The sequence below is a fragment of the Phormidium pseudopriestleyi FRX01 genome (assembly GCF_017313335.1).
GTDB classification, from domain to species: domain Bacteria; phylum Cyanobacteriota; class Cyanobacteriia; order Cyanobacteriales; family Laspinemataceae; genus Laspinema; species Laspinema pseudopriestleyi.
Genome location: NZ_JAFLQW010000586.1, coordinates 1 through 20,597 on the forward strand (window position 1 = coordinate 1; position 20,597 = coordinate 20,597).

The 20,597-nt window shown below is 44.8% G+C and carries 15 protein-coding genes; 4 read left to right on the forward strand and 11 right to left on the reverse strand.

What is annotated here, in order from left to right; genetic code table 11:
• Positions 1–148: 148 nt before the first annotated feature.
• Positions 149–295: a hypothetical protein gene (locus tag J0895_RS22385; protein ID WP_207090206.1), complete on the reverse strand. Its 147-nt coding sequence runs from the start codon at positions 293–295 to the stop codon at positions 149–151.
• Between the two features lie 241 nt (positions 296–536).
• Here J0895_RS22385 and J0895_RS26875 point away from each other — a divergent pair, with 241 nt between their 5' ends.
• The 4 genes from J0895_RS26875 to J0895_RS26590 all read left to right on the forward strand — a co-directional run bounded on the left by J0895_RS26875 (position 537) and on the right by J0895_RS26590 (position 7,218).
• Entirely contained in the window at positions 537–3,788 is a 3,252-nt protein-coding gene (locus tag J0895_RS26875; protein WP_340643567.1) for a two-partner secretion domain-containing protein, read from the forward strand.
• A gap of 18 nt (positions 3,789–3,806) precedes the next feature.
• On the forward strand, positions 3,807–4,337 hold the full coding sequence (locus J0895_RS22395; RefSeq protein ID WP_207090208.1) for a ShlB/FhaC/HecB family hemolysin secretion/activation protein: 531 nt from the start codon (positions 3,807–3,809) through the stop codon (positions 4,335–4,337).
• A gap of 215 nt (positions 4,338–4,552) precedes the next feature.
• Positions 4,553–6,640 carry a CHAT domain-containing protein gene (locus J0895_RS26585; RefSeq protein ID WP_207090209.1) on the forward strand — a complete coding sequence of 696 codons (2,088 nt, stop codon included), beginning with the start codon at positions 4,553–4,555 and terminating at the stop codon, positions 6,638–6,640.
• Between the two features lie 17 nt (positions 6,641–6,657).
• On the forward strand, positions 6,658–7,218 hold the full coding sequence (locus tag J0895_RS26590) for a CHAT domain-containing protein (RefSeq protein WP_340643568.1): 561 nt from the start codon (positions 6,658–6,660) through the stop codon (positions 7,216–7,218).
• A 71-nt stretch (positions 7,219–7,289) separates the two neighbouring features.
• On the opposite strand, the gene J0895_RS22410 is transcribed toward J0895_RS26590, so the two are convergent.
• The 10 genes from J0895_RS22410 to J0895_RS22455 form a co-directional block, all read right to left on the reverse strand.
• The gene (locus J0895_RS22410; RefSeq protein ID WP_207090210.1) at positions 7,290–8,012 is read right to left on the reverse strand and encodes a DUF928 domain-containing protein; all 723 of its coding nucleotides are present in this window, start codon (positions 8,010–8,012) and stop codon (positions 7,290–7,292) included.
• A gap of 29 nt (positions 8,013–8,041) precedes the next feature.
• Positions 8,042–10,366: a CHASE2 domain-containing protein gene (locus tag J0895_RS22415; RefSeq protein ID WP_207090211.1), complete on the reverse strand. Its 2,325-nt coding sequence runs from the start codon at positions 10,364–10,366 to the stop codon at positions 8,042–8,044.
• Between the two features lie 39 nt (positions 10,367–10,405).
• Positions 10,406–11,617: a DUF1822 family protein gene (locus J0895_RS22420; RefSeq protein ID WP_207090212.1), complete on the reverse strand. Its 1,212-nt coding sequence runs from the start codon at positions 11,615–11,617 to the stop codon at positions 10,406–10,408.
• A 25-nt stretch (positions 11,618–11,642) separates the two neighbouring features.
• Positions 11,643–13,763 carry a hypothetical protein gene (locus J0895_RS22425; protein WP_207090213.1) on the reverse strand — a complete coding sequence of 707 codons (2,121 nt, stop codon included), beginning with the start codon at positions 13,761–13,763 and terminating at the stop codon, positions 11,643–11,645.
• Positions 13,764–14,009: 246 nt separating this feature from the next.
• Positions 14,010–14,570 carry a hypothetical protein gene (locus tag J0895_RS22430; RefSeq protein WP_207090214.1) on the reverse strand — a complete coding sequence of 187 codons (561 nt, stop codon included), beginning with the start codon at positions 14,568–14,570 and terminating at the stop codon, positions 14,010–14,012.
• Between the two features lie 507 nt (positions 14,571–15,077).
• The gene (locus tag J0895_RS22435; RefSeq protein ID WP_207090215.1) at positions 15,078–15,320 is read right to left on the reverse strand and encodes a hypothetical protein; all 243 of its coding nucleotides are present in this window, start codon (positions 15,318–15,320) and stop codon (positions 15,078–15,080) included.
• 46 nt (positions 15,321–15,366) lie between these two features.
• A complete protein-coding gene (xth, locus tag J0895_RS22440; protein WP_207090216.1) occupies positions 15,367–16,149 on the reverse strand; it encodes an exodeoxyribonuclease III in 783 nt (260 codons plus the stop codon).
• A 74-nt stretch (positions 16,150–16,223) separates the two neighbouring features.
• Positions 16,224–17,870 carry an acetolactate synthase large subunit gene (locus J0895_RS22445; RefSeq protein ID WP_207090217.1) on the reverse strand — a complete coding sequence of 549 codons (1,647 nt, stop codon included), beginning with the start codon at positions 17,868–17,870 and terminating at the stop codon, positions 16,224–16,226.
• 124 nt (positions 17,871–17,994) lie between these two features.
• Positions 17,995–19,362 carry an aldehyde dehydrogenase family protein gene (locus J0895_RS22450; protein WP_207090218.1) on the reverse strand — a complete coding sequence of 456 codons (1,368 nt, stop codon included), beginning with the start codon at positions 19,360–19,362 and terminating at the stop codon, positions 17,995–17,997.
• A gap of 225 nt (positions 19,363–19,587) precedes the next feature.
• The gene (locus J0895_RS22455; RefSeq protein WP_207090219.1) at positions 19,588–20,547 is read right to left on the reverse strand and encodes a GDP-mannose 4,6-dehydratase; all 960 of its coding nucleotides are present in this window, start codon (positions 20,545–20,547) and stop codon (positions 19,588–19,590) included.
• Positions 20,548–20,597: the final 50 nt, after the last annotated feature.

A 20,597-nucleotide genomic window follows, 5' to 3' on the forward strand; every position in this document is an offset into this window, starting at 1 on the left:
GAAGTTTGGAGAGGTTGATGCTGAATTAGCCCAAATTATTGACGGGTTAATTGAACTGACTCCTTTGGAACGGACTCAGTTAATTATGCAATTGTCGCGGGAGGAAATTTTAGCCCGATTTGCGAATAATTGATAATTGGGTTAGGGATTAAAAACAGCGATCGCCTCTCAATCCAAGAGGGCGATCGCTGTTTTTTGACTCTAAACCCAGCGCGATCGCCCTTGGGCTGCTTTGAGGTCCCCAATATCCAGAAACCATTACATCATCGTTGAGGAGGAGTTGCAAAAGTGCCATCAAAGGATTAATCTTCCCTTAGATACCAGGCGATCGCCTGGGTGTCTGCTTTCTATCCAGATCCGTGCCTTTTCTCAGTCTGCATAACTCTGCATACATAACTTTGCGATTTTTCTCCCATCACATCAGTCCCTGATGTTTAGATGACTCCATTCATGAAACCACTCCTTTTCCCCGTCCCTTAGCGAGTAGCTTAACCCTCTGCTGGTTTGGGATAGCACCCACTCGAACTTCAGCTCAAATTGTCCCCGATCGCACGTTACCGGAAAATTCCCGCGTCACCCCAGATGACAACATCTTTATTATTGAAGGCGGGACCTCCACCACCGGCGGGACTCTTTTCCACAGTTTTGAGGAATTTTCTCTCCCTACAAATACCGAAGGATTCTTCAACAACACGAATCAAATCAACCAAATTCTCACCCGCATCACCGGCGGTTCTATCTCTAATATTGATGGAATTTTAAGAGCAAACGGCAACGCAAACCTGTTTTTACTCAACCCCAACGGCATTGTTTTTGGTCCCAATGCACGATTGGAACTCGGAGGGTCTTTTCTGGCAACAACAGGCGATCGCTTTGTATTTGCCGATGGTTCATTCTTTAGCGCCAGCAATCCCGAAACCCTACCCCTCCTCACCGTAAATGCGCCGGTTGGATTACAATTTGGCGCAACCTCCGGACCCATTTATATCTCAGGAATCGGTCATAATTTAGAAGTCGATGACTTGGGTGCCGTTGAGCGCAGCAATCGGTCCGATGGACTTCAGGTAAATCCCGGTAATAGGATGGCAATTCTGGGGTCAACAGTTACACTCGATGGCGGCAACTTAATCGCAGAATCTGGACGAATCGAGGTGGGAAGTGTTAGCGTAGGCAGCAATGTCAGTTTAACCTCAACGGCACAAAATTTAACCCTCGATTATCAAAATGTCACTGGGTTTCAAGATATCCAACTTACGGAATTAGCCTCAATTGATGCCAGTGGTCCTGGAGGAGGAGATATCCGCCTTCATGGACAAAATATTAATCTCAATAATTCATCGGTTATTTTGTCTTTAACTGAGGGAGAAGAAATTGGCAAAACTATAGAAATTAATGCTTCTAATTCCCTAATTTTAAGTCAATATTCGGCAATTCTTGCCGAAACTTATGGTTTGGGTATCGGGGCTGACTTAAATATTAATGCGGGAGGGTTACGGGTTGGAGATGGCGCAACTATATCCACGGGCGTGAATGGGGGGCAACCGGGAAATGCCTTAAATATTGATGTGCGTGAATTAATTCTCGAAGAAGGTGGACAAATTTCTGCTTCTAGCTTTTTTGAAGAAGGACAAGCCGGTGACATTAATATTACAGCCTCTGAATCGATTACAGTTAGTGGAGAAGGAGAAGATATAGGAGGATTTTTGCGTGCTAGTGGGATTTCTTCAACTCAAAATAATCCATTAGGAACTGGGAGTGGGGGTAATGTTATTTTAGAAACCCCCACTCTCATTGTAGATAGGGGAGGACAAATTGCAGTTGGAACGGTTGGATTGGGTCCAGGGGGCAATTTAACCATTCGGGTGACTGATTCAATTGAATTGATGGGAATGGCGGCTGATGAGAAATCTCCGAGTGGGATTTTTGCTTCATCGATGGGTTTGGGTCAAGCCGGAAATTTAACGATAGAAACCGACCGACTGGTTATCCGAGATGGTGCTAGTGTGTCCGCCAAGGGAGATACTCTAGGAGAAATATTACAGTTTTTTGAACTGGATAGTTTTGAGGAATTGCCCCCTGAAATTTTAGGGTTTATTTTAGAAGTGTTGCAACTTGAAACTGTCAGTCAAATTCAACCGGGTCAAGCGGGAAATATCAGGATTAATGCTTCCGATATTTTCTTGGAAAATCAAGGAAGCATCCGCGCTACAACGGCTGCGGGAGCGGATGCTAATATTGCAATCACCACGAATAATTTCCAATTGCGTCGAGGCAGTAATCTCACCACCAATGCGTCTAATTTGGCTACCGGGGGAAATATTGCCCTGGATACCCAAACCCTAGTTCTGGGAGAAAATAGTAAGATTACCGCTCAGGCGGAAGATGGACGAGGCGGGAATATTCAAGTGAATACTACGGCAGATATTCGGTCTGGTGATAGTTCAATTGATGCCAGTTCTCAACGGGGAATTGATGGGGTGGTGGCAATTAATCGCCCGGAAGTTGACCCGGCTGCTGCATTAGTTGAACTGGAAGAGGACCGGATTAATCCGGTTGCACTGGTTCCCCGAGGATGTGATGTGGGGGGTGGTGAAAATAGTAGTCGATTTATTGTTTCGGGATGGGGAGGTTTACCGCGATCGCCTCGGGAACCCCGTTCGTGTGGTAATAATTTTATCGATAATTTAGACCCGCTTCCTGAGCGAAATTCTAGCGGTTCTCAGCAGTTAGGGAATTTTTCTCTCGGGGAAGCTGTCCCGGTTCAAGGAATTTCAGAAGCATCGAATTGGCAGATCAATGAGCAGGGTGAGGTGGTTTTAATTGCTGCGGTTGAGAAGAGTTCACCGGATTTACCGGGAATTGCTTGTGATGGGGAGGCGCTTTCTCCAGGTTTCAAAAATGTAGGGACTGAGGTATCGGATGTCCCAGAATCGATTACGGTGGCTCACTTTAATGTGGTCGGCAATTCGTTGTTTTCTGAGGCAGAAATTAATCAGGTTCTAGCGCCTTATACGAATCGATCGCTCTCCTTTGTGGACCTGCAAACCGCTCGTTCGGCAATTACCAATCTCTATGTAAATGCCGGATATATTACCACCGGAGCCTATCTTCCGCCGCAAACCGTGAGGGAGAATACGGTGGAAATTGCGGTGGTTCCTGGGGTTTTACAAGAGATTCAGGTGAATTCAAGTCGCCTGGATCATTATGTGCGCGATCGCCTTGCGGTGGCGATCGGCAATGAACCCGTGAATGTGAATCGAATTGTCGAAGCGTTACGCTTACTCAGACTTGATCCGTTAATCCAAGAGGTCCAAGGGGAACTCCGCGCTGTCCCTATCCCGGGACAAAATATACTAGAGGTAAATATCATTGAAGCGTCCCCCTTTTCCGGGACCCAAGTCGTCCTAGATAATCGCCGATCGCCCGGAGTGAGCACCTTTCGTCAGCAAGTCCAAGGCAACTATAATAACCTCCTGGGACTGGGCGATCGCCTCTTTCTCAGTTATGCCCGCACTGAGGGGAGCAATACCTGGGAAGGGAGTTATATGGTTTCTCTCACATCGCATAATGCCACCCTCGGCTTCCGCTACAGCAACGGCAATAGCCAAATTGTCGAGTCTCCCTTTGATCGCCTGGATATCGAGGCGAACTCCCGTCTGTATGAACTCACATTGCGGCAACCCTTCCAAAGAGCAACCGATAATTACACCCGAGAATTTGCCCTGGGGTTCACCGCTTCCCGGCCAGAAAGTGAGACCTCTTTATTGGGCGATCGCTTCCCCCTCTGAGCGCCGGTGCCAACAATAATGGGGAACTGCGCGTCTCTGCCTTGCGCTTCTTCCAAGACTGGACCCAACCAACCGGATCAAGTTTTGACCCTGCGATCGACCTTTAGTTTAGGAGTGGATGCCTTTAATGCCACCGTAAATAATAACGCCCCAGATAGTCGCTTCTTCGCTTGGCGGGGACAAGGACAGTGGGTGCGGAGTTTCGGACGAGATACCCTGCTGTTTGTGCGCGGGGATGTCCAACTGTCCCCCGACAATCTGGTATCCTTTGAACAAATCGGTCTCGGTGGACTGGATACCGTGCGCGGTTATCGTCAGGATACCCTATTAACCGATAATGGGGTGTTGGGTTCTGTGGAACTCCGCTTGCCGGTTTTCCGCTTTGCTGGCGGGAATGGGTTGGTGCAATTAGCTCCTTTTCTGGATGTCGGCACCGGATGGAATAGCGCAGGACAAGACAATCCTGATACAACCTCTCTAGTCTCCATTGGCATTGGACTCCAATTAGAGTTAGGCGATGATTTAACTGCTCGTTTAGATTTTGGTTAACCCCTGGTTGATATTAATTTGCGAAACAGAACATGGCAAGAAAATGGCATCCATTTTTCAGTAAAGTACAATCCTTTTTGAACCGGGGTTGGAAATTTATCCTAATCAGTATTTTCGCAACAATTACTATCTTAAATCTACAAGGGGATTCACCAGTGTTTGCCTATCAACTCTTGGGTTAACCCGTTGCTCAAACTCAGAGTTCAGAAGGGGAAATGCGCTTAGAGGAAGGGCGGCGCTCATACGAAAAGCTCCGGTTTGCTGAAGCCGAAACCGTTTGGCACTCAGCAGTTGGATTATTATTTGGAGAGGAAAAAGCATTAGGGTTCAGTTATATCGCTTTAGCTCAATTGCGCCAAAGCAAATTGGATGAGGCAGAAACATCGATTCAGGAAAGTCTCAGACTGTTAAATCAGGTCAGGACACCGGGAACATCCGAGCGAAATCAAACCATTCATGCTCGGATTTTGACCACAGCAGCCCAGATTAACTTAGCCAGAAATCAACCGGAATTAGCCGAACAAGCCTTAAAGCAGTTGGCTGAAGCGACCGCAATTTATGAAAGACTAAACCAGGCAAAATGGATGATTGCCAGCCAGATTAATCAAGCCCAAGCGATGCAGCAATTGGGAATGTATCGCGAAGTATTGAAAACTTTAAAAGATTTGGAAGACCCGATTATCAATCATTCTGAACCGGCGATTCGATTGAGTGGTATCCTCAATTTGGGGAAAACTTATCGGGCGATCGGGGTGTTGGACCAGTCCTACTGTGTTTTACAAGCTGGACAAGAAAATCCGGAGATTGCATTGGAATTGGGAAATACAGCCCTGGCGATCGGCAACCGACTCAAAGACGAATTGGATTCTATAACTGAATTGACGTTTGAGCCTATTTTTACAAAACAACAGACACCAAAGTGTAAATTTCCAGTTGAATTGGATAGTCAGGTTAACGCTTGGGATTTTTATGAAAAAGCCAACGAATTTTATCAAAAAGTCTGGAATTCTCCCATAGTCAAAGCCGAGACTCAAGTTCAAGCAATGCTGAACAATTTGAGCCTTTCATTGGATTTAAAAGACACCGAAGGATTAGAGGTGGAAACGAGTCAGTTAGAGAGACAGGCCAACGAATTAGTACCTCAAGTTCTCCAACTGATTGAAATTATGCGATTGAATCGGGAGAAGGTGTACGATCGCATTTATTTAGCCCGGAGTTTAACTCCCCTGAACCCAGAATTGAGCCAGAACCAGTTAGAAACGGCCATTGTCGAAGCGCAGGAGTTAGAGGATAAACGCGCAGAAGCGTATGCGATCGGCGAGTTGGGATCGATGAAACAACAGCATGGGAATTTCACTGAAGCAGAACAGTGGACCCGACAAGCTGTCGCCATGACGCCACCGGATGCGATAGATATGAGGTATCAGTGGGAGTGGCAGTTGGGACAAATTTTGAAGGAGGAGGGGAGAACTGAGGAGGCGATTCACCATTATACTCAAGCGGTGGATTTGCTACAAAGGGTGCGTCAAAATTTAGTGGCGATCGCTGCTGGTATGGGGGAGATGAATGCGGACCTCCAGTTTGATTTTCGCGATCGGGTCGAACCCGTCTATCGGGAGTTAGTCGAGTTACTCTTAGACCCCCAAGGGAATGAAGTCACCAGTCAAGATCACATTCAAACGGCTTTAGGTGTTATCGAACTCCTGCAAGTTGCTGAATTAGAGAATTTTCTCCAATGTGACTTGCAACCGGAACCCCAGGTTCAGTTGGCCCGCAGCGTTGCCGAAGCTAAACATAAGGTTGCTGAAAAATTAGAATTAATTTTCCAAAAATATCCAAACTATGCCCTGATTTACCCAATGATTTTGCCCAACAAGCTAGAGGTAATTTTAGCTTTAGCAGAACAACCCTTAGTCCATCATTCAATTCTCAAGCCAGCCGCAGAATTTAAAGAGACTCTCAAAAAATTAAAAGCTAGATTTAGAGATAGAAGTCAATCGGAAAAACTTCAAAAATTATCTTATGAAGTATATCAATGGTTGATTGAACCTTGGGCAGATCGCGTTCAGAGCAAGCCGCTAGTTTTCATTCTGGACATTCCCTTCCAAACTATCCCAATGGCCGGATTATACGATAAAATCAATAAAAGATATTTAATTGAAGACCATGAAATATCTTTAATGACTACCCTACAAATGTTGATAAAAAAATCGCCGAAAAATGAACTTATCCAAATCTTAAGTGCGGGAATTAGTCAAGGCCGTATGGAACGAAATATTGCCTTTAGTGACCTATTTTTGTAGAAAAAGAACTCACTAATATCAGCAATGAGTTTCCTAAAAGTAAACGGTTTTTTGAGGAAGATTTTACTAAAAATAATTTTAAAACTACCCTGGAAAATAATACATTTTCGATTCTTCATTTAGCCACTCATGGGCATTTTAGTTCGCAACGTTATTTTACATTTATTTTGGCGGGAGATGGAATTATTGATTTAACTGATTTTAACAATTTGTTCAGAACCAATCAAAACGCTCTAACCAATCAAATTCAGTTATTAGTTTTAAGCGCTTGTAAAACTGCCGAGGGAGATCGCAAATCTGCTTTAGGAATTGCCGGAGTAACAGTCAATAGCAGAATTAATAACACAATAGCATCTCTCTGGTCTGTAAATGATGAATCGACTTCTATACTGATGAGTCAGTTTTACAAAAAATTGAATCAATTTTCTGAAAGTTATGAGAATGGAAATATTAATATTTCTCAGGCCCTGCGCGCCGCTCAAATATTTTTAATTGAACAAGGAAAACGAAACCCTCGTTACCGACATCGACATCCCTATCATTGGGCGTCTTTTATTTTATTGGAAAACGCTCTGTAATTTTTTTGATTTGATTTCTTAAGTTTGGATAAAATCCACCTATCGAATCCAAAGATAGGTGGATCATAATTTTAATTGCCAAGACAGTTCATCGGTTGATCTATTATATTATTCCAATAGTTACGGCGATTCTCGTCGAGTTGATCAGCAACGGAATCTAAAAGAGTTTCCCATTCTTGTTTTAGGTCTTCGTTGGTTTTATCCCCGCATCGCTTGACGGCGAGGGCATCTACCTGATCATACCAAGGTAAGCGATCATCCCCTAAAAAGTCATTGTCTTGAATCCGGTGAATCCATCCTTGAAGGACAATATTTTGACTTTCATCTTGAGGATTACATATCACAGATAAATACCAATTATAGTCTAGGTTTTTTTCGAGGATATATTTTTCTGGAATAGACACTTGAAAAAAGCCAGGATTGTTCGGTAAAGGAATCTCAATCGGTTCAACAAAATTTTTGTCGTCTTCTTTAAGCATATTAAATCTGGCTGTAATTTGATTGTCCAAAGTATAAGGAGAATAAAACCAGAAACTAGGTTGACTTTTTAGGGTTTCTCCTATTCTTACAGCAGGAGCTAATGCGGTTAATCTAAGGTTCTCACTAGGCTCAACACTACAGATTCCCCGACTTCCTGCATCTACAACATCACTGATTGGCTCTTCATCCTCAAAGTTTTGCTCTTCATCATTTTGATTGGATAAAACGTTCATCGATAGACTGAGAAGCAGAATTAAAGCGGGAATTAGACGGAAACCGATTGTGTTGTGGAACCAGGGTAATTTACTTTTCATGATTTTCAAAGATTTAGGTTAAAATAAAATCAGATTTGGTAGTTTTTGTACAATACCAATTTTCCACTTGTTAAGATTAAAGCCAAAGCAGAAGGAATCAGAGGAATCCACCCCCCTTGGAGAAATAAAACCCAGCACACTCCGCCCAAAATGCAGATTGCAGTAATGCTAGATAATCCCAGGGTTAGTGGCGATCGCAATTTCCAGACTAATAAACCCCCGATTAAAGACCAAGAGCCAATCCAGAAAATTTCTTGCCACTCGGACCACCACCAAAAAAGTGGTCTTCCGTCTAAAACTGCACTGATAATTTGACTGATTTGATGAGCTTGAATTTCCACTCCGGCCATATTGTTGTTCAAGGTATTTCTAAAAGGAGTTCCATGACTATCTGACTCAGTTGCTCCAATTAAAACAACGCGATTATGAATTAAATTGGGCAATTCTAAATCATGAACTCCTTCCAACAGACCTCGAAGAGAAATTGTTTCAAATTCAGCATTCCGATAATTTAATAAAACTTGATATCCATGAACCCGATTGCTAGGTAATTGATAGCCTCCTGCATTAAAATCTAATTTTCTAAAGAGCACACCCTGAATTTCTCTTTGTCCATCCGGTAAAGTTTTCATCACAGAAGGTTGATTTAAAACAGTCTCTAAATACCGTAAAGCAACCCGGAGATTTAAAGAAAAACTGGTTGGGCATTTATCCATTGATGGAGCGCCAAATAATTGCCTACGAATTAAATTGTCAGGGTCAAATGGCACATCGGTAAACCCAATACTTTGGGTTTTGGCAAATGTATCATTGATTCTAATAGATGGAACATTTTGAGAATCTCCAATTCTACAAACCCCGATCATTTGCTTTTGGTTGATCAGGGTTTCTAGGGTTTCGGATAGTTTAGGATTTGTAAATGCCTGTTCTTGATAAATATCAAGTCCAACTATTATGGGCTGATCAGGTATAATTTTTTGGTTAATTTGATTAAATGCTTCTTCAGCCAAAGAAAATCGATTAGTAAAATTTTTCTCTTCGTATTGGTAATCTATATCATCATCATCTATCGTGATCAGTAAAATGCGTTCATCAGGCGCTTCTGGCGGTCGCGATCGCAGAAAAAAGTCGTAGGCAGCTAACTCCAAGGGTTGTAATAATCCCAAAATTCGGGCTAAGACGACAATAAAGGTACAAACCAAACTGGTTACCGTGGCTTGCTTCAACGAAACTCTATTATGTAAATCCCCCCACTTCAGGGGGATATGGGCTGGATTTTGACAAACGATTGGTAGCCAATTGAGTCCCGGATATTTATCTTGAAACTCTTCGGCAATTCGCTCTTTAGCGCGGCGGACTGCCACATACAAAGGACGGTTATTATCTGCATATTCAAGCAAAAAATATTCTAAAAATTTCTGAGCGGCATGGTCGGGAATTTGTTCGCGCATTGCGATGACAACTGGTATTTTAAAATCTACCACCAGTTCGTATGCAAATTCTAGTCCTAAACAGGAATTTAAAAGGACTATTTTTAAATGGCGATCAACAATGGCGGTTTTTAAAGTATTTTTAAACTCAGAGGGAGTTAAAGATTCTGTTGAATTGAGATAAATCTTACCTTTTTGGGAATCTTTATCTCGGTCTCCATGTCCAGCAAAAAAGAAAATATCCCAGGATTTGTCCCATAACAAATTTCTGAGATGATCCCCAGTGGGTTCGATAATCAAGGTGGGTTCAGCGCCCACGGATTTTAAGCGTTCGATTTGTTCACGATCAGGCTTGGTATTAATCCTCTCATCGCTGCCAAACACGGATAAAATTCTGACGTTTTTTCTGGGGGTGGCTTTAATCGGTTTTTCTCCATATTTGGTATCAAAGGAGCTAAATACGACTTCGGCGTTGGGATGGGTTTCAAAAAAAATCCAGGCAGACCAGGGAATTTGCCAAAGGTTATAATCGCTGGTTTTAATCAAAAATCGAATGTCTTCTTCGGGGTGTAAATAAGTCAGAATCCTATCAGCGATCGCCCGAAATCCTGGAGCATCTAACCATTCGTTGATTTTCTGTTCCAGGGTTTGAGAGAGTTTTTGACATTTGGCTAAAGACACATTAGAATTATTCTCTACGCCTAAAAACCGAAATTCTCCCCCGCGATAGATTTGTTCGAGTTGTTCATAATTATCTTGCCAGATTTGATAAGATTGGTAAATCTCTACCGCTGGGGGGAGTTGTCCCCAGATGTTTTCGGTGAGGACTTTGCCATCCCGTTCTTCTTCGGAGATTTCAATTAACTCGACTTGATAGCCCGAGGTGATGTCTCCCTCTAATGATAGTTTGACTAATTTTGCCATCCTTCTAGTCCTCTTAATTTCTTCTCAACTGTTGGGTGCTTAAATGGTAAAGTATTCGAGAATGTTACAGTTTCCTAGACTGATGCTGAGAAGAAACTCGGTCCCTGGTGAGCTACAAAAGGGTTGGGGTAATTGGAGAATATTGGTTGCGGTTTCAGATTCAACTTCGACTAAAATTCTGCCGTTGTCATCTAATAAGGCGAGTTTTAAATTGGGGGATAAGCATTCGGTCCGATCGCCTGAATTAAAGGGACGCAGTTGGGGTGAAATCCACAAGTTTCCTTCGGTATCCTCCATTAAATCAATCACGAGGGCGATCGCCTCCTCACCTAACTCCAATTGTTTCACCCGACTCACCATTGCTTTCGGTTCCACTGGGGCGCGTCGGAAGGTTCCCGCTAATTGGGAAGAGCCAAAGACATCTTGATAGAGTTGCCAACCGATCGCAATTAATTCAGTGGCGATCGCACTCCCTTGCGTCTGGAACCATTGAGTTAAAGCGGGGGGTTGTACCCGCTGCTGATAAAGTTCCTTGCGCCAGGTTTCGTTTGCCATTAATCCCCCCCATTGAGCAAAGGGCAGTTGTAGTCGCAGGCGCGGCGATCGCAATGCTGCGGGGGACAACGCTCTCACTGCATCTTTGACGCTAGTATAGGACATCGGGGGCAACGGAGAAACGGGTTTAGCTTGATGAATCCCCAGGGTTTCCCAGAGGAGAGTTAAATCTTGATGCCAACACTCCGGGGATAAAGCATAAAGGCGACTGCTGCGAGTATAAGTTGCCTGGTTTTCCAACTCTACATCCGTCACAAACCCTCGCACACAACTCCAACAATTTTCTTCTTCGTCATCCAAGTTCACTTGAATTGACACATAGTAATCTGCCCGTAATTCAGGAATATCAATCCACTCCCGAGGCACAATTAAATCATCGGGATTCAAGGTTTGACTGGGAATCAACACCAGTCGATTTTTTCCCAAGCTAATGGGAACTCCCTCTATAAATTCCCACAGACTTTCTAAGTCGGTGAGATCTGGTTCCACTACCTGAAAATCTCCCTCAAATCGTTCCGAAACCCAACTCCTAAACCCCTGCAAGCATAAGTGTCCGAGATAGGCTTGATTTCGAGCGATGGGGTTAGAATGGCAACGAGACTTTTGCCATGCTTGAGTCTGCATTTCCAACGATAGATTAAAATACAATTGATCCGGAGCAATTGGGGCAAATGGATGGATCACATTGGCACTCATGTCAGTTTCTCCTTATTTTAAAAGATTAAAACCATTTTTTCAGAACTTTCTCTAAATCCCCCTCACTGAGGGAGACGGCTAACTGTTGTTGACACCAATACTGGATAGCCTCTAAAAATAGCCCTTCCGCTTGAGAGAGTTTGTTGACCACTTCCTCAGCAGTAACTTGATACCCAACACTCAGGCGATCGGCGATTTTTCGAGGTTTCAACCGTTGTTGATAATACAAAGTCAAAAGTTGATACTCCTCGGGATATCGGGTGGGAAATCGGGGAAGAACTTGGGTTTGATAATGAGATTTTAACCAAGTTTTGACGGTGGTGGTGACCAATTCCGTGAGTTTGAGGTGCAAAATCATCTGCAATTCTTTCAGGGATGCCGAAAGCTGACGGGTCATATAATTTGCAGTACAGTTTAACTTTTGAGTGACTTCTTCCGGAGATAAGTCGGTGCCGTAGATATATCGGAGGATTTTTTGCTGTTCCTCGTTTAAAGTGGCAACCCCTTCTAATATTTTATTAGAAAGCAGGTTAGGTGAATGAATGGAATCTTGATCAGATTGCACCACCAGTTGATCGGTGGATGTCTCCAGCCACAAACCAATACAAAGCACTCTTAGCAAGGGATGTTTCGCCCGGTCTAGTGCTTGCTCTACTTCCCAACTCTTGAGCTTGGTTTCAGAGGCAATTTGATGAATGGTTTTCTGCTTTCGATAGTGCTTTTCTAACAGGGAGCGTTCCGGCTTGGATAGAGATTTACACAGGGTTTCCGTCAGAACTTCATGAATTTTATGTGAAAATTTAGGATAAACATTCCCCTCCAATAACCACTGTTCTAAATCATGATTGACTCCGGCTAGGCTGATGCCTTTTTTATCCGCTAACCACTGGCAGAATAAGGAGAGGAGGGGCTCGATATAGTCGGACTCTCGGCGGGAAATTTGGCTTTGATGAACCCCAAAAATTTGCCCTACATCTTGTTGGCTGAGTCCCATGCCATAGCGCAGGGGTAAAATTTTGACAATATAATCGGGTTTTTCTCCCTGAGCGATCGCCTGATAAAAACTTGAGTTGAGTTGCGCCAAATTTTCGGTCAAAATCTCCTGAACATTCACCAACAAATCCGAGGAATTGGAGGAAAAAGTCGCCTGGACAACTGGCTTCTGAAGACTCAGCTGATCCAATACATCGGGATTATTAAGATTGACTTCATCAAGTAGCGCACTGTTTCGCAAGGCTTGGACTGATTCCTGCATCCACTGTTCGAGATGTTCTGGGTTTCTGGTGGTATCTTGAAACACCGCCAAAGGGACTCCCATTAATTCTTTTTCTTGATTGTAGTAGCGCGAAACTTCCGCATAATCTTCCCGGTGAGGATTCGGCCAGCGATCGCCTTTTTTGCGCCCGGGATGATTGACTCGGTTATCTTTATAAACCGACTTAAAATAATCCCATGCAAAAATATATCGTTCAATCAGTAGATCCGAAAGACCTTGTTTTTTCAAAGATTGTCTTAACTCGCTTTCTTTAGCCATACAGAGCAGCCTCCAATCTGATGCTCGGGAAATTCCAAACTGTTCCAGTCCCTCTAAAATCTTGTACTCAAAAGCCCGTTTAAAATAGAATTCTATAGAGAATTTTCCCTGGCTTTCTTGGGCAACACGGAGAAAGTTTCCAACAATTTTAATAATTTCATGGGGATTATTGATAATATCCTGAACTTGAAAAAACCAGTGTTCCCAGGTATAATTTTTCAGCCGCTTCCAGCTTTTAGATGTTTTTTCAACGGCTCGGTAAGCGGGTTCATCCAGATCAGCACAGAGTAGGGGGTAGAGTTCATATTTTTGTCTAAAGCCCTTCCCCCTCTGCCTCGGCTGTCCCGGATCAATCCCAGCGAATTGCTCTGCCTGCCAGAGTTGCGCTAAATAAATCACGAATTTATTCCACTCTTCCAGTTCCCCCTCGGGTTTATACAGATTTTGGATAAACTCATCGGTTTTTTTGATTTGTTCCAGAGAACGATGAGCGTCAGTTTTAACAACCCATTGGGGCTGATATTTGTTATGGTAAAAGCCAATTTCCAGGCTAGTGGTTAGTTTCTCATCGAGAGAAGTGCGGAAGGGGACGTGAGGTAGAAGAGGCATCATCTTGATTTTCCCTGAACTCATAAATTAATTTGAGTAGAGACCCTGACGAACAGTGTAATGCACAAGTAAGCGATCGAGAAATAGAGGAGTCCAAAAAAATAAATTATCCAAGTTCTGTAGTGAAAAACTTACTTGACTATGATTGCTGCGTAGGCAGGCGAGCTCCGCGAGTGCCCCACCGTTAACGGGTGTGGGTTTTGGGTATTTTATTTTTTGGAGTTCCCTAGAGGGGAGAACCCACCCCGGTTAACCCATCGATTGTTTCATTTTTGGACGGGAATAATGGGCGGCGATCGCCGGTTCTAATTCATCCAAAAATTCCCTCGGCATTTTTTCTTTGAGCATCAGCAAGACTTGCTCTCCCCGTTGACATTGCACCGGGTCAACTCCCGTCGCCATCACCGATTTTAGTCGTGGCAAGGCATCAGGAATCAGTTGGACTAAACCACTCATGCATCGGTAAAACTGTTCTGATTCGAGTTCCGCATCTTCCCGGGGTAATTCAATGCCAGCGCGAACTTCTCCCCTGAGAGCATCGTACTCCCACCGGAGCATTTTCGTTTCCCCGCAAAGGGAAAGCGGGGTACTCAACACCAACTCCCGATAGGGATGTCGGTGAAAATGGAGTAGACGCGGCACATAAATCCAGCAAAATCTGCCTTGTTCCTTTAACTCAATCACAATCTGCAAGGGATTGACAACTTCTGAACGAACCGCTGCAATAATTCGCGAATTCGCCGGATCAACTATATAGTTCCACTTCCAGGCGTTAAGGTACGCCTCTATCTGGGCCAGGGTGGCTCCCATCTGACTCTTTCCTAAATCGCCTACATCTGTGTAGTGGGACAAAAAACAAAAAGTTATGCACACCTCAGAAAAATTCGTCCCAAATTCTTGAACCTCAAAGATTTGGGCCGATTCAATCCCTAGAATAGGTCAAATTGCCAAGCTGCAACTCATACCAAATCCGGGTATCAAAAGTGGTTTTTATCGAGTAGCGGGCGAGGGCCGACTTCGTCCTTGTAGCCTAACCCTGTCAAGGGGGTTGCATCTTTTTGACGGATGAAAGAGTCACTACCAACGTTCGTAGTAACTCCTTCAGGGGTTGCCTGACTCGGTGAAGGAGTCACTACGAACTATTTTCTCTAAGGCGGATTGCGATCGCCCAGTTACTTTCTTCAGAAACTGTAAGCTGTTTTCCATCTAAATTGGATAATCCTAGCGAGCAAGATGTTTGGGTTCCAAAGGTTTCATGATTTCCTCACCTCCAATTTAGACAGGCAACAGCTTATACTCCTTTCAATTGTCAAAGGTCTATAAAAAGAAGCGCGACTCAAGGGTGGGTCTACACGGACAAAGCCCGAGAAGCGCGGCGTCAAAGCGAAAACCGACTTTTACCAACCGGATTTGATCTAACTTCTGCACCAACACATCAACCGCCTTGCGAACCTGAACCCCTAACTGGTTCGTCACCTCCTCCTGAGAGTCAGCACTTTTAGCCAAAAGCGCCTCCAGGGTTTCCTGATTTTCCACCCCAAAGAACCGGCGAACCCCCAACAAACTTCTAAAGGCGCCCAGGGTAATTTTTTCCTCTATCCAGAGATTAGTCTAATTCTAAAATAACTGGGGTGTGGTCACTGGGTTTGGGTAACTTCCTGGGTTCGCTGTCAATGGTACAACCGATCGCCCGTTCTTTCAGCTTCGGCGTTACATAATGATGATCGATGCGCCAGCCGCGATTTCGGGTGAAAGCACCGGCGCGATAATCCCACCAGCTAAACTGTCCCGCTTCTTGATTAAAGAGGCGGAAGGCATCGGTTAATCCCAGTTCTAAAATGTTAGTTAAGGCTTGCCGTTCTGCCGGGGAAGCCATGATATCATTCGAGGTGGTTTTCCGATGAATATCTCTGGCTTCTAAGGCAATATTAAAATCACCACAAATACACAATTTATCGGTTTTGTCAAGAATAATTTTAAGATAGTTTTCTAGGGTTTTAAGCCAAGTTAGTTTATAACTATATTTATCGCTGCCAACAGATGAACCATTAGGGACATAGAGATTGAGAATGCGAATATCTTCAAAAACTCCGGTAATGACGCGCTTTTGTTCGTCTAATTCGGCGGCTTCTGGACCGAGGATGGGGGTAAAGCCAATGCTAACGTCGGTGAGGGGACTTTTACTGAATAAAGCAACCCCGTTGTAGGATTTCTGGCCGGAGATATAAAGGTGATAGCCTAATGCTTCTAAAGCCGATCGCGGAAAATCCGCATCCACCACCTTTGTCTCCTGCAAGCACAATACCTCAACGGGGTTGGTCTGTAACCAGTCGGTTACCTGTTCTAATCGAGTTCTAATCGAGTTAACGTTCCAAGTCGCAATCTTCATGAGTTAGGAATTAAGGATGAGAGGTTAATTGTACCGCGTTTTCTCTCATTCCTTAACCCCTAACTCATACTGATTTATATGATGCAGTTCAATCCGCCGGATTTTTGACTAAAGCGGATGTTTTCGCTATAGTCAACTGGACAGTCAATCACTGCTGGAACATCTTGGGCGAGGGCTTCTTTTAGGGTGGGAATTAAATCCGCTGCGGATTCGATTCGATAGCCTTTTAATCCCATACTTTCTGCAAATTTCACAAAGTCGGGATTGGTGAATTTGATGAAAGCCGATTCGCCATAGTGGTTCTGTTGTTTCCACTCAATCAGTCCGTATCCGCCATCGTTAAAAACGATTGTCACGAAGGGGGTCCCGACGCGCAAGGCGGTTTCTAATTCTTGGCAGTTCATCATAAATCCGCCATCGCCGGTGGCGGCGACAACTTTGCGATCGGGATAGACTAATTTAGCCGCTAATGCGCCAGGAATCGCAATTCCCATAGCAGCAAATCCATTAGAAATTAAACAAGTATTAGGCCGATCGCAATGATAGTGACGGGCAATCCACATCTTATGAGCACCCACATCGGAGATAACAATATCATCCGGTCCCATCACCTGCCGCAAGTCATAAATCAGTTTTTGCGGTTTGACGGGAAATCCATCATCATTGGCATACTGTTCATAATCGGCGCGAATATCGGCGCGAAGTTCGCAAGCGTGGGGGGTGGGTTTACTCTGGCGATCGGCGCGATGCAAAATTTCCATCAAGGAGTCCGAAATATCCCCAACTACTTCGACAATCGGGATATAACTACTATCAATTTCCGCCGGAGTTGCATTAATATGAATGATCGGAATCTTCCCGTCTGGATTCCATTTTTTCGGGGAATATTCAATCAAATCATAGCCAACAGCAATGACCAAATCCGTTTGCTCAAATGCACAGGTAATATAATCACGCTGTTGCAATCCCGTTGTCCATAAGGCAAGGGGATGAGTATAGGGAATTACACCTTTCCCCATAAAGGTATTAGTCACTGGAATATGCAAGCGAGTGGCAAATTCAGTTAAAACTGACCCAGCATGAGCGCGAATTGCTCCATTTCCCACTAAAATAAGAGGATTATTGGCCCGAGAAATGGTGGCAGCGGCTTCATTTAATCCTTGATAAGAGGCATAGCTTTTTTCTTGCTTATCTTTTCTCAAGGGTTCACCGACAACCGGCATGGCAGCAATATTTTCCGGTAAATCGATATGAACCGCCCCGGGTTTTTCGGTTTGTGCGCGTTTAAAGGCTTTGCGAACAATTTCTGGGGTGATGCTGGGACGGACAATTTGGGCGTTCCATTTGGTGACGGGTTCAAACATCGCCACCAAGTCTAAATATTGATGGGATTCAATATGCATGCGATCGGTCCCAACTTGTCCGGTAATGGCAACCAGAGGAGCACCATCTAAGTTGGCATCGGCGACTCCTGTAATCAGGTTGGTGGCACCGGGACCCAAGGTGGAGAGGCAGACTCCGGCTTTTCCGGTCAAACGTCCATAGACATCAGCCATGAATGCCGCGCCTTGTTCGTGACGGGTGGTAATAAATTGAATAGAAGAGTTACTCAGTGCTTTTAAAACGGCGAGATTTTCTTCTCCAGGAAGTCCGAAAACGTATTGCACGCCTTCATTTTCCAGACAATGAACTAATAGTTCGGCGGTGTTAAGTTCACCCATAATCTTGTGTTACCTCAGAGAAATGCTGGATTGATGACGGTGGGAAAGGTGCGAACCTTCGGGGATTACCGAGGGTTTCAATGAGTGCAGAACCGATGAAAATCGGTCAGGATACCGTTGGGTTTTATTTGACCCAAACGCTTTTGATGTTCACGAATTCGTGAATGCCTTGAATGCTTAATTCGCGTCCATATCCAGACCGTTTGATGCCACCAAAGGGTAGGCGTGGGTCGGATTTGACTAAGCCATTAATAAAGACGGCACCGGCTTCGAGTTCTTCGATAAAGCGATCGCATTCTTGGGGTTCGTTCGTCCAAGCCGAAGCACCCAAACCAAAGGGAATATCGTTCGCCCGGGCGATCGCTTCGTCAATATTGGCAACTCGAAATAATAGGGCCACGGGGCCAAAAAATTCTTCCCGTTCTGCCGGTATTCCTCGGGGAATATCGGTGATTAATGTCGGAGGATAGAAGTTTCCGGGACGATCAATTAAAGGAATGCCCCCAATCGCCGCTTTTGCTCCATTTTCAACGCAAGCTAACACTTGTTGGTGTAATTCCTCTAGGATTGATCGGGTGGCTAGAGGCCCAATATCCGTTGCCGGATCCATTGGATCTCCCACCCGTAATGCCTTGAAATGCTCAATCAAGCGTTGCTCAAACTCGTCGGCGATCGCTTCTTCGACGATGAAGCGTTTTGCTGCGATACAAGACTGCCCATTATTAATCATCCGCGCTTTCGTCGCCGTTGCGGCGGCAACTTCTAGATCCGCGCTCTTCATTACAATAAACGGATCACTCCCTCCTAATTCTAGGACAGTTTTCTTGATATATTTCCCCGCTTTTTCAGCTAAACTGGAACCGGCGAACTCGGATCCGGTCAAAGCCGCAGCCTGGACGCGCTCATCGGCGATCACGTTCCCTACTTTGTCAGCACCTATTAACAAAGTTTGGAACACTCCCTCGGGAAATCCCGCTTCGGTAAAAATCTCTTCAATGGCGAGGGCGCATTGCGGTACATTGGAAGCGTGTTTAAGTAGACCCACATTCCCGGCCATCAGTGCCGGTGCTGCAAACCGAAACACTTGCCAAAATGGAAAATTCCAGGGCATCACCGCCAAAACGGGGCCGAGGGGTTGGTAGCGCACAAAGCTGGTACTCGCATCGGTTTGTCCGGGAAGATCGGCCAGGAATTGGGCGGCATTCTGGGCATAGTACCGACAACCCACAGCACTTTTTTCCGCCTCGGCGATCGCCGAAGCAAGGGTTTTGCCCATTTCCAGGGTCATGATTTTCCCATAGTGCTCTTTATTTTTTTCCAAAATATCTGCGGCAGCATTCATCCATACCGCCCGTTGGTCCAGGGGAATCCGCCGATATTTTTCAAAAGCCTGTTGCGATTTTTCCAGTTTAGCCTGGATTTCGGCATCGGTTAGGGGCGTAAAAGTTTGGATCGTTTCTCCCGTGACTGGGTTGATACTGGCAATAGCCACGATCTCATCTCCAATTTACATAATGATTCTAGCCTCAACAACAAAGTCTTGAGGCTAGATTGGTGGCACTGTTATTTTGTCAAATTTTCTGGGTCTGAAATGTTAAATTTCACGTCGATTTTTGTCGGAAATCTCCGGGGGAGCAAAAGTCCCAAATTTAGTATCCATCTGTTACAAAACTCTGACATTTGAACGCAACAACCGGCGGGGTGTTGCTGCCATCCCTTAAATCCCTTGCCTTTTTGCCTCCACCATCTGTCTAACCACCTCGGGCATTTTCGAGGTTGCCTCCCATCCCAGCTTGGCTTTTGCCTTGTCTGGATTGCCTCGACCGATCGCAATATCGGTGGGTCGATACAAACTGGTGTCAATATTGACCCACTCCTGCCAATCCAGTCCCACACTGGAAAACGCGATCGCCACAAAATCCTCTAACTGATGGGTTTCCCCGGTGGCAATCACATAATCATCGGGTTCGGGATGTTGCAACATCAAATACATCGCCTCTACATATTCTGGCGCGTAACCCCAGTCCCGCTGTACGGAAATATTCCCGAGATTGACTTTTTCGCGACTCCCCCCGGCAATCCGGCAGGCAGCCGCAATGATTTTTTGGGTGACAAACCGTTCGGGTCTCAGGGGGGACTCATGGTTATACAAAATTCCTGAACAGGCAAATAATCCGTAAGCTTCTCGATAGTTTGCCACTTCCCAAAAGGCGGTGGATTTGGCGACGGCGTAGGGACTGCGGGGCCGAAACGGGGTGGTTTCATCTGCCGCGCGATCGCCCGTATCTCCAAAACATTCGCTGGACCCAGCATTATAAAATTTAATCGTTTTTCCCGTAAACCGAATCGCTTCCAATAAGTTCAAGGTCCCGGTGGCAATACTTTCTAAGGTTTCTACAGGTTGCTCGAAGGATAGCCCCACAGAACTTTGTCCCGCTAGATTGTACACCTCATCGGGTTCAATTTTTGTCAAAATTTGTAACACACTGCGAAAGTCCGTTAGGGACATGGATTCTAACTTGACTTGTTCGCGAATGCCTAAGCGGGTCAAATTGCGAAAGGATGACATTTGCGCGTCTCGGGAGGTGCCACAAACCGTATAGCCCTTGGAGAGGAGTAATTGGGCTAGATAGGCTCCATCTTGACCGGAAATTCCACAAATTAGCGCTTTTTTCATAACTGAGTTTGCCTTCTATTGTTTAGCATTTTAAGAGTTGCGACTCTTTC

Excerpts from the sequence above, each read along its gene's own strand:
- J0895_RS22430 (WP_207090214.1), bottom strand. The coding sequence starts at position 14,570 with ATGGGAGCCACCCTGGCCCAGATAGAGGCGTACCTTAACGCCTGGAAG.
- J0895_RS22395 (WP_207090208.1), top strand. The coding sequence starts at position 3,807 with ATGGGGAACTGCGCGTCTCTGCCTTGCGCTTCTTCCAAGACTGGACCC.
- J0895_RS22455 (WP_207090219.1), bottom strand. The coding sequence starts at position 20,547 with ATGAAAAAAGCGCTAATTTGTGGAATTTCCGGTCAAGATGGAGCCTAT.
- J0895_RS22385 (WP_207090206.1), bottom strand. The coding sequence starts at position 295 with ATGGCACTTTTGCAACTCCTCCTCAACGATGATGTAATGGTTTCTGGA.
- xth (WP_207090216.1), bottom strand. The coding sequence starts at position 16,149 with ATGAAGATTGCGACTTGGAACGTTAACTCGATTAGAACTCGATTAGAA.
- J0895_RS26585 (WP_207090209.1), top strand. The coding sequence starts at position 4,553 with ATGCGCTTAGAGGAAGGGCGGCGCTCATACGAAAAGCTCCGGTTTGCT.
- J0895_RS22425 (WP_207090213.1), bottom strand. The coding sequence starts at position 13,763 with ATGATGCCTCTTCTACCTCACGTCCCCTTCCGCACTTCTCTCGATGAG.
- J0895_RS22415 (WP_207090211.1), bottom strand. The coding sequence starts at position 10,366 with ATGGCAAAATTAGTCAAACTATCATTAGAGGGAGACATCACCTCGGGC.
- J0895_RS22445 (WP_207090217.1), bottom strand. The coding sequence starts at position 17,870 with ATGGGTGAACTTAACACCGCCGAACTATTAGTTCATTGTCTGGAAAAT.
- J0895_RS22410 (WP_207090210.1), bottom strand. The coding sequence starts at position 8,012 with ATGAAAAGTAAATTACCCTGGTTCCACAACACAATCGGTTTCCGTCTA.
- J0895_RS22420 (WP_207090212.1), bottom strand. The coding sequence starts at position 11,617 with ATGAGTGCCAATGTGATCCATCCATTTGCCCCAATTGCTCCGGATCAA.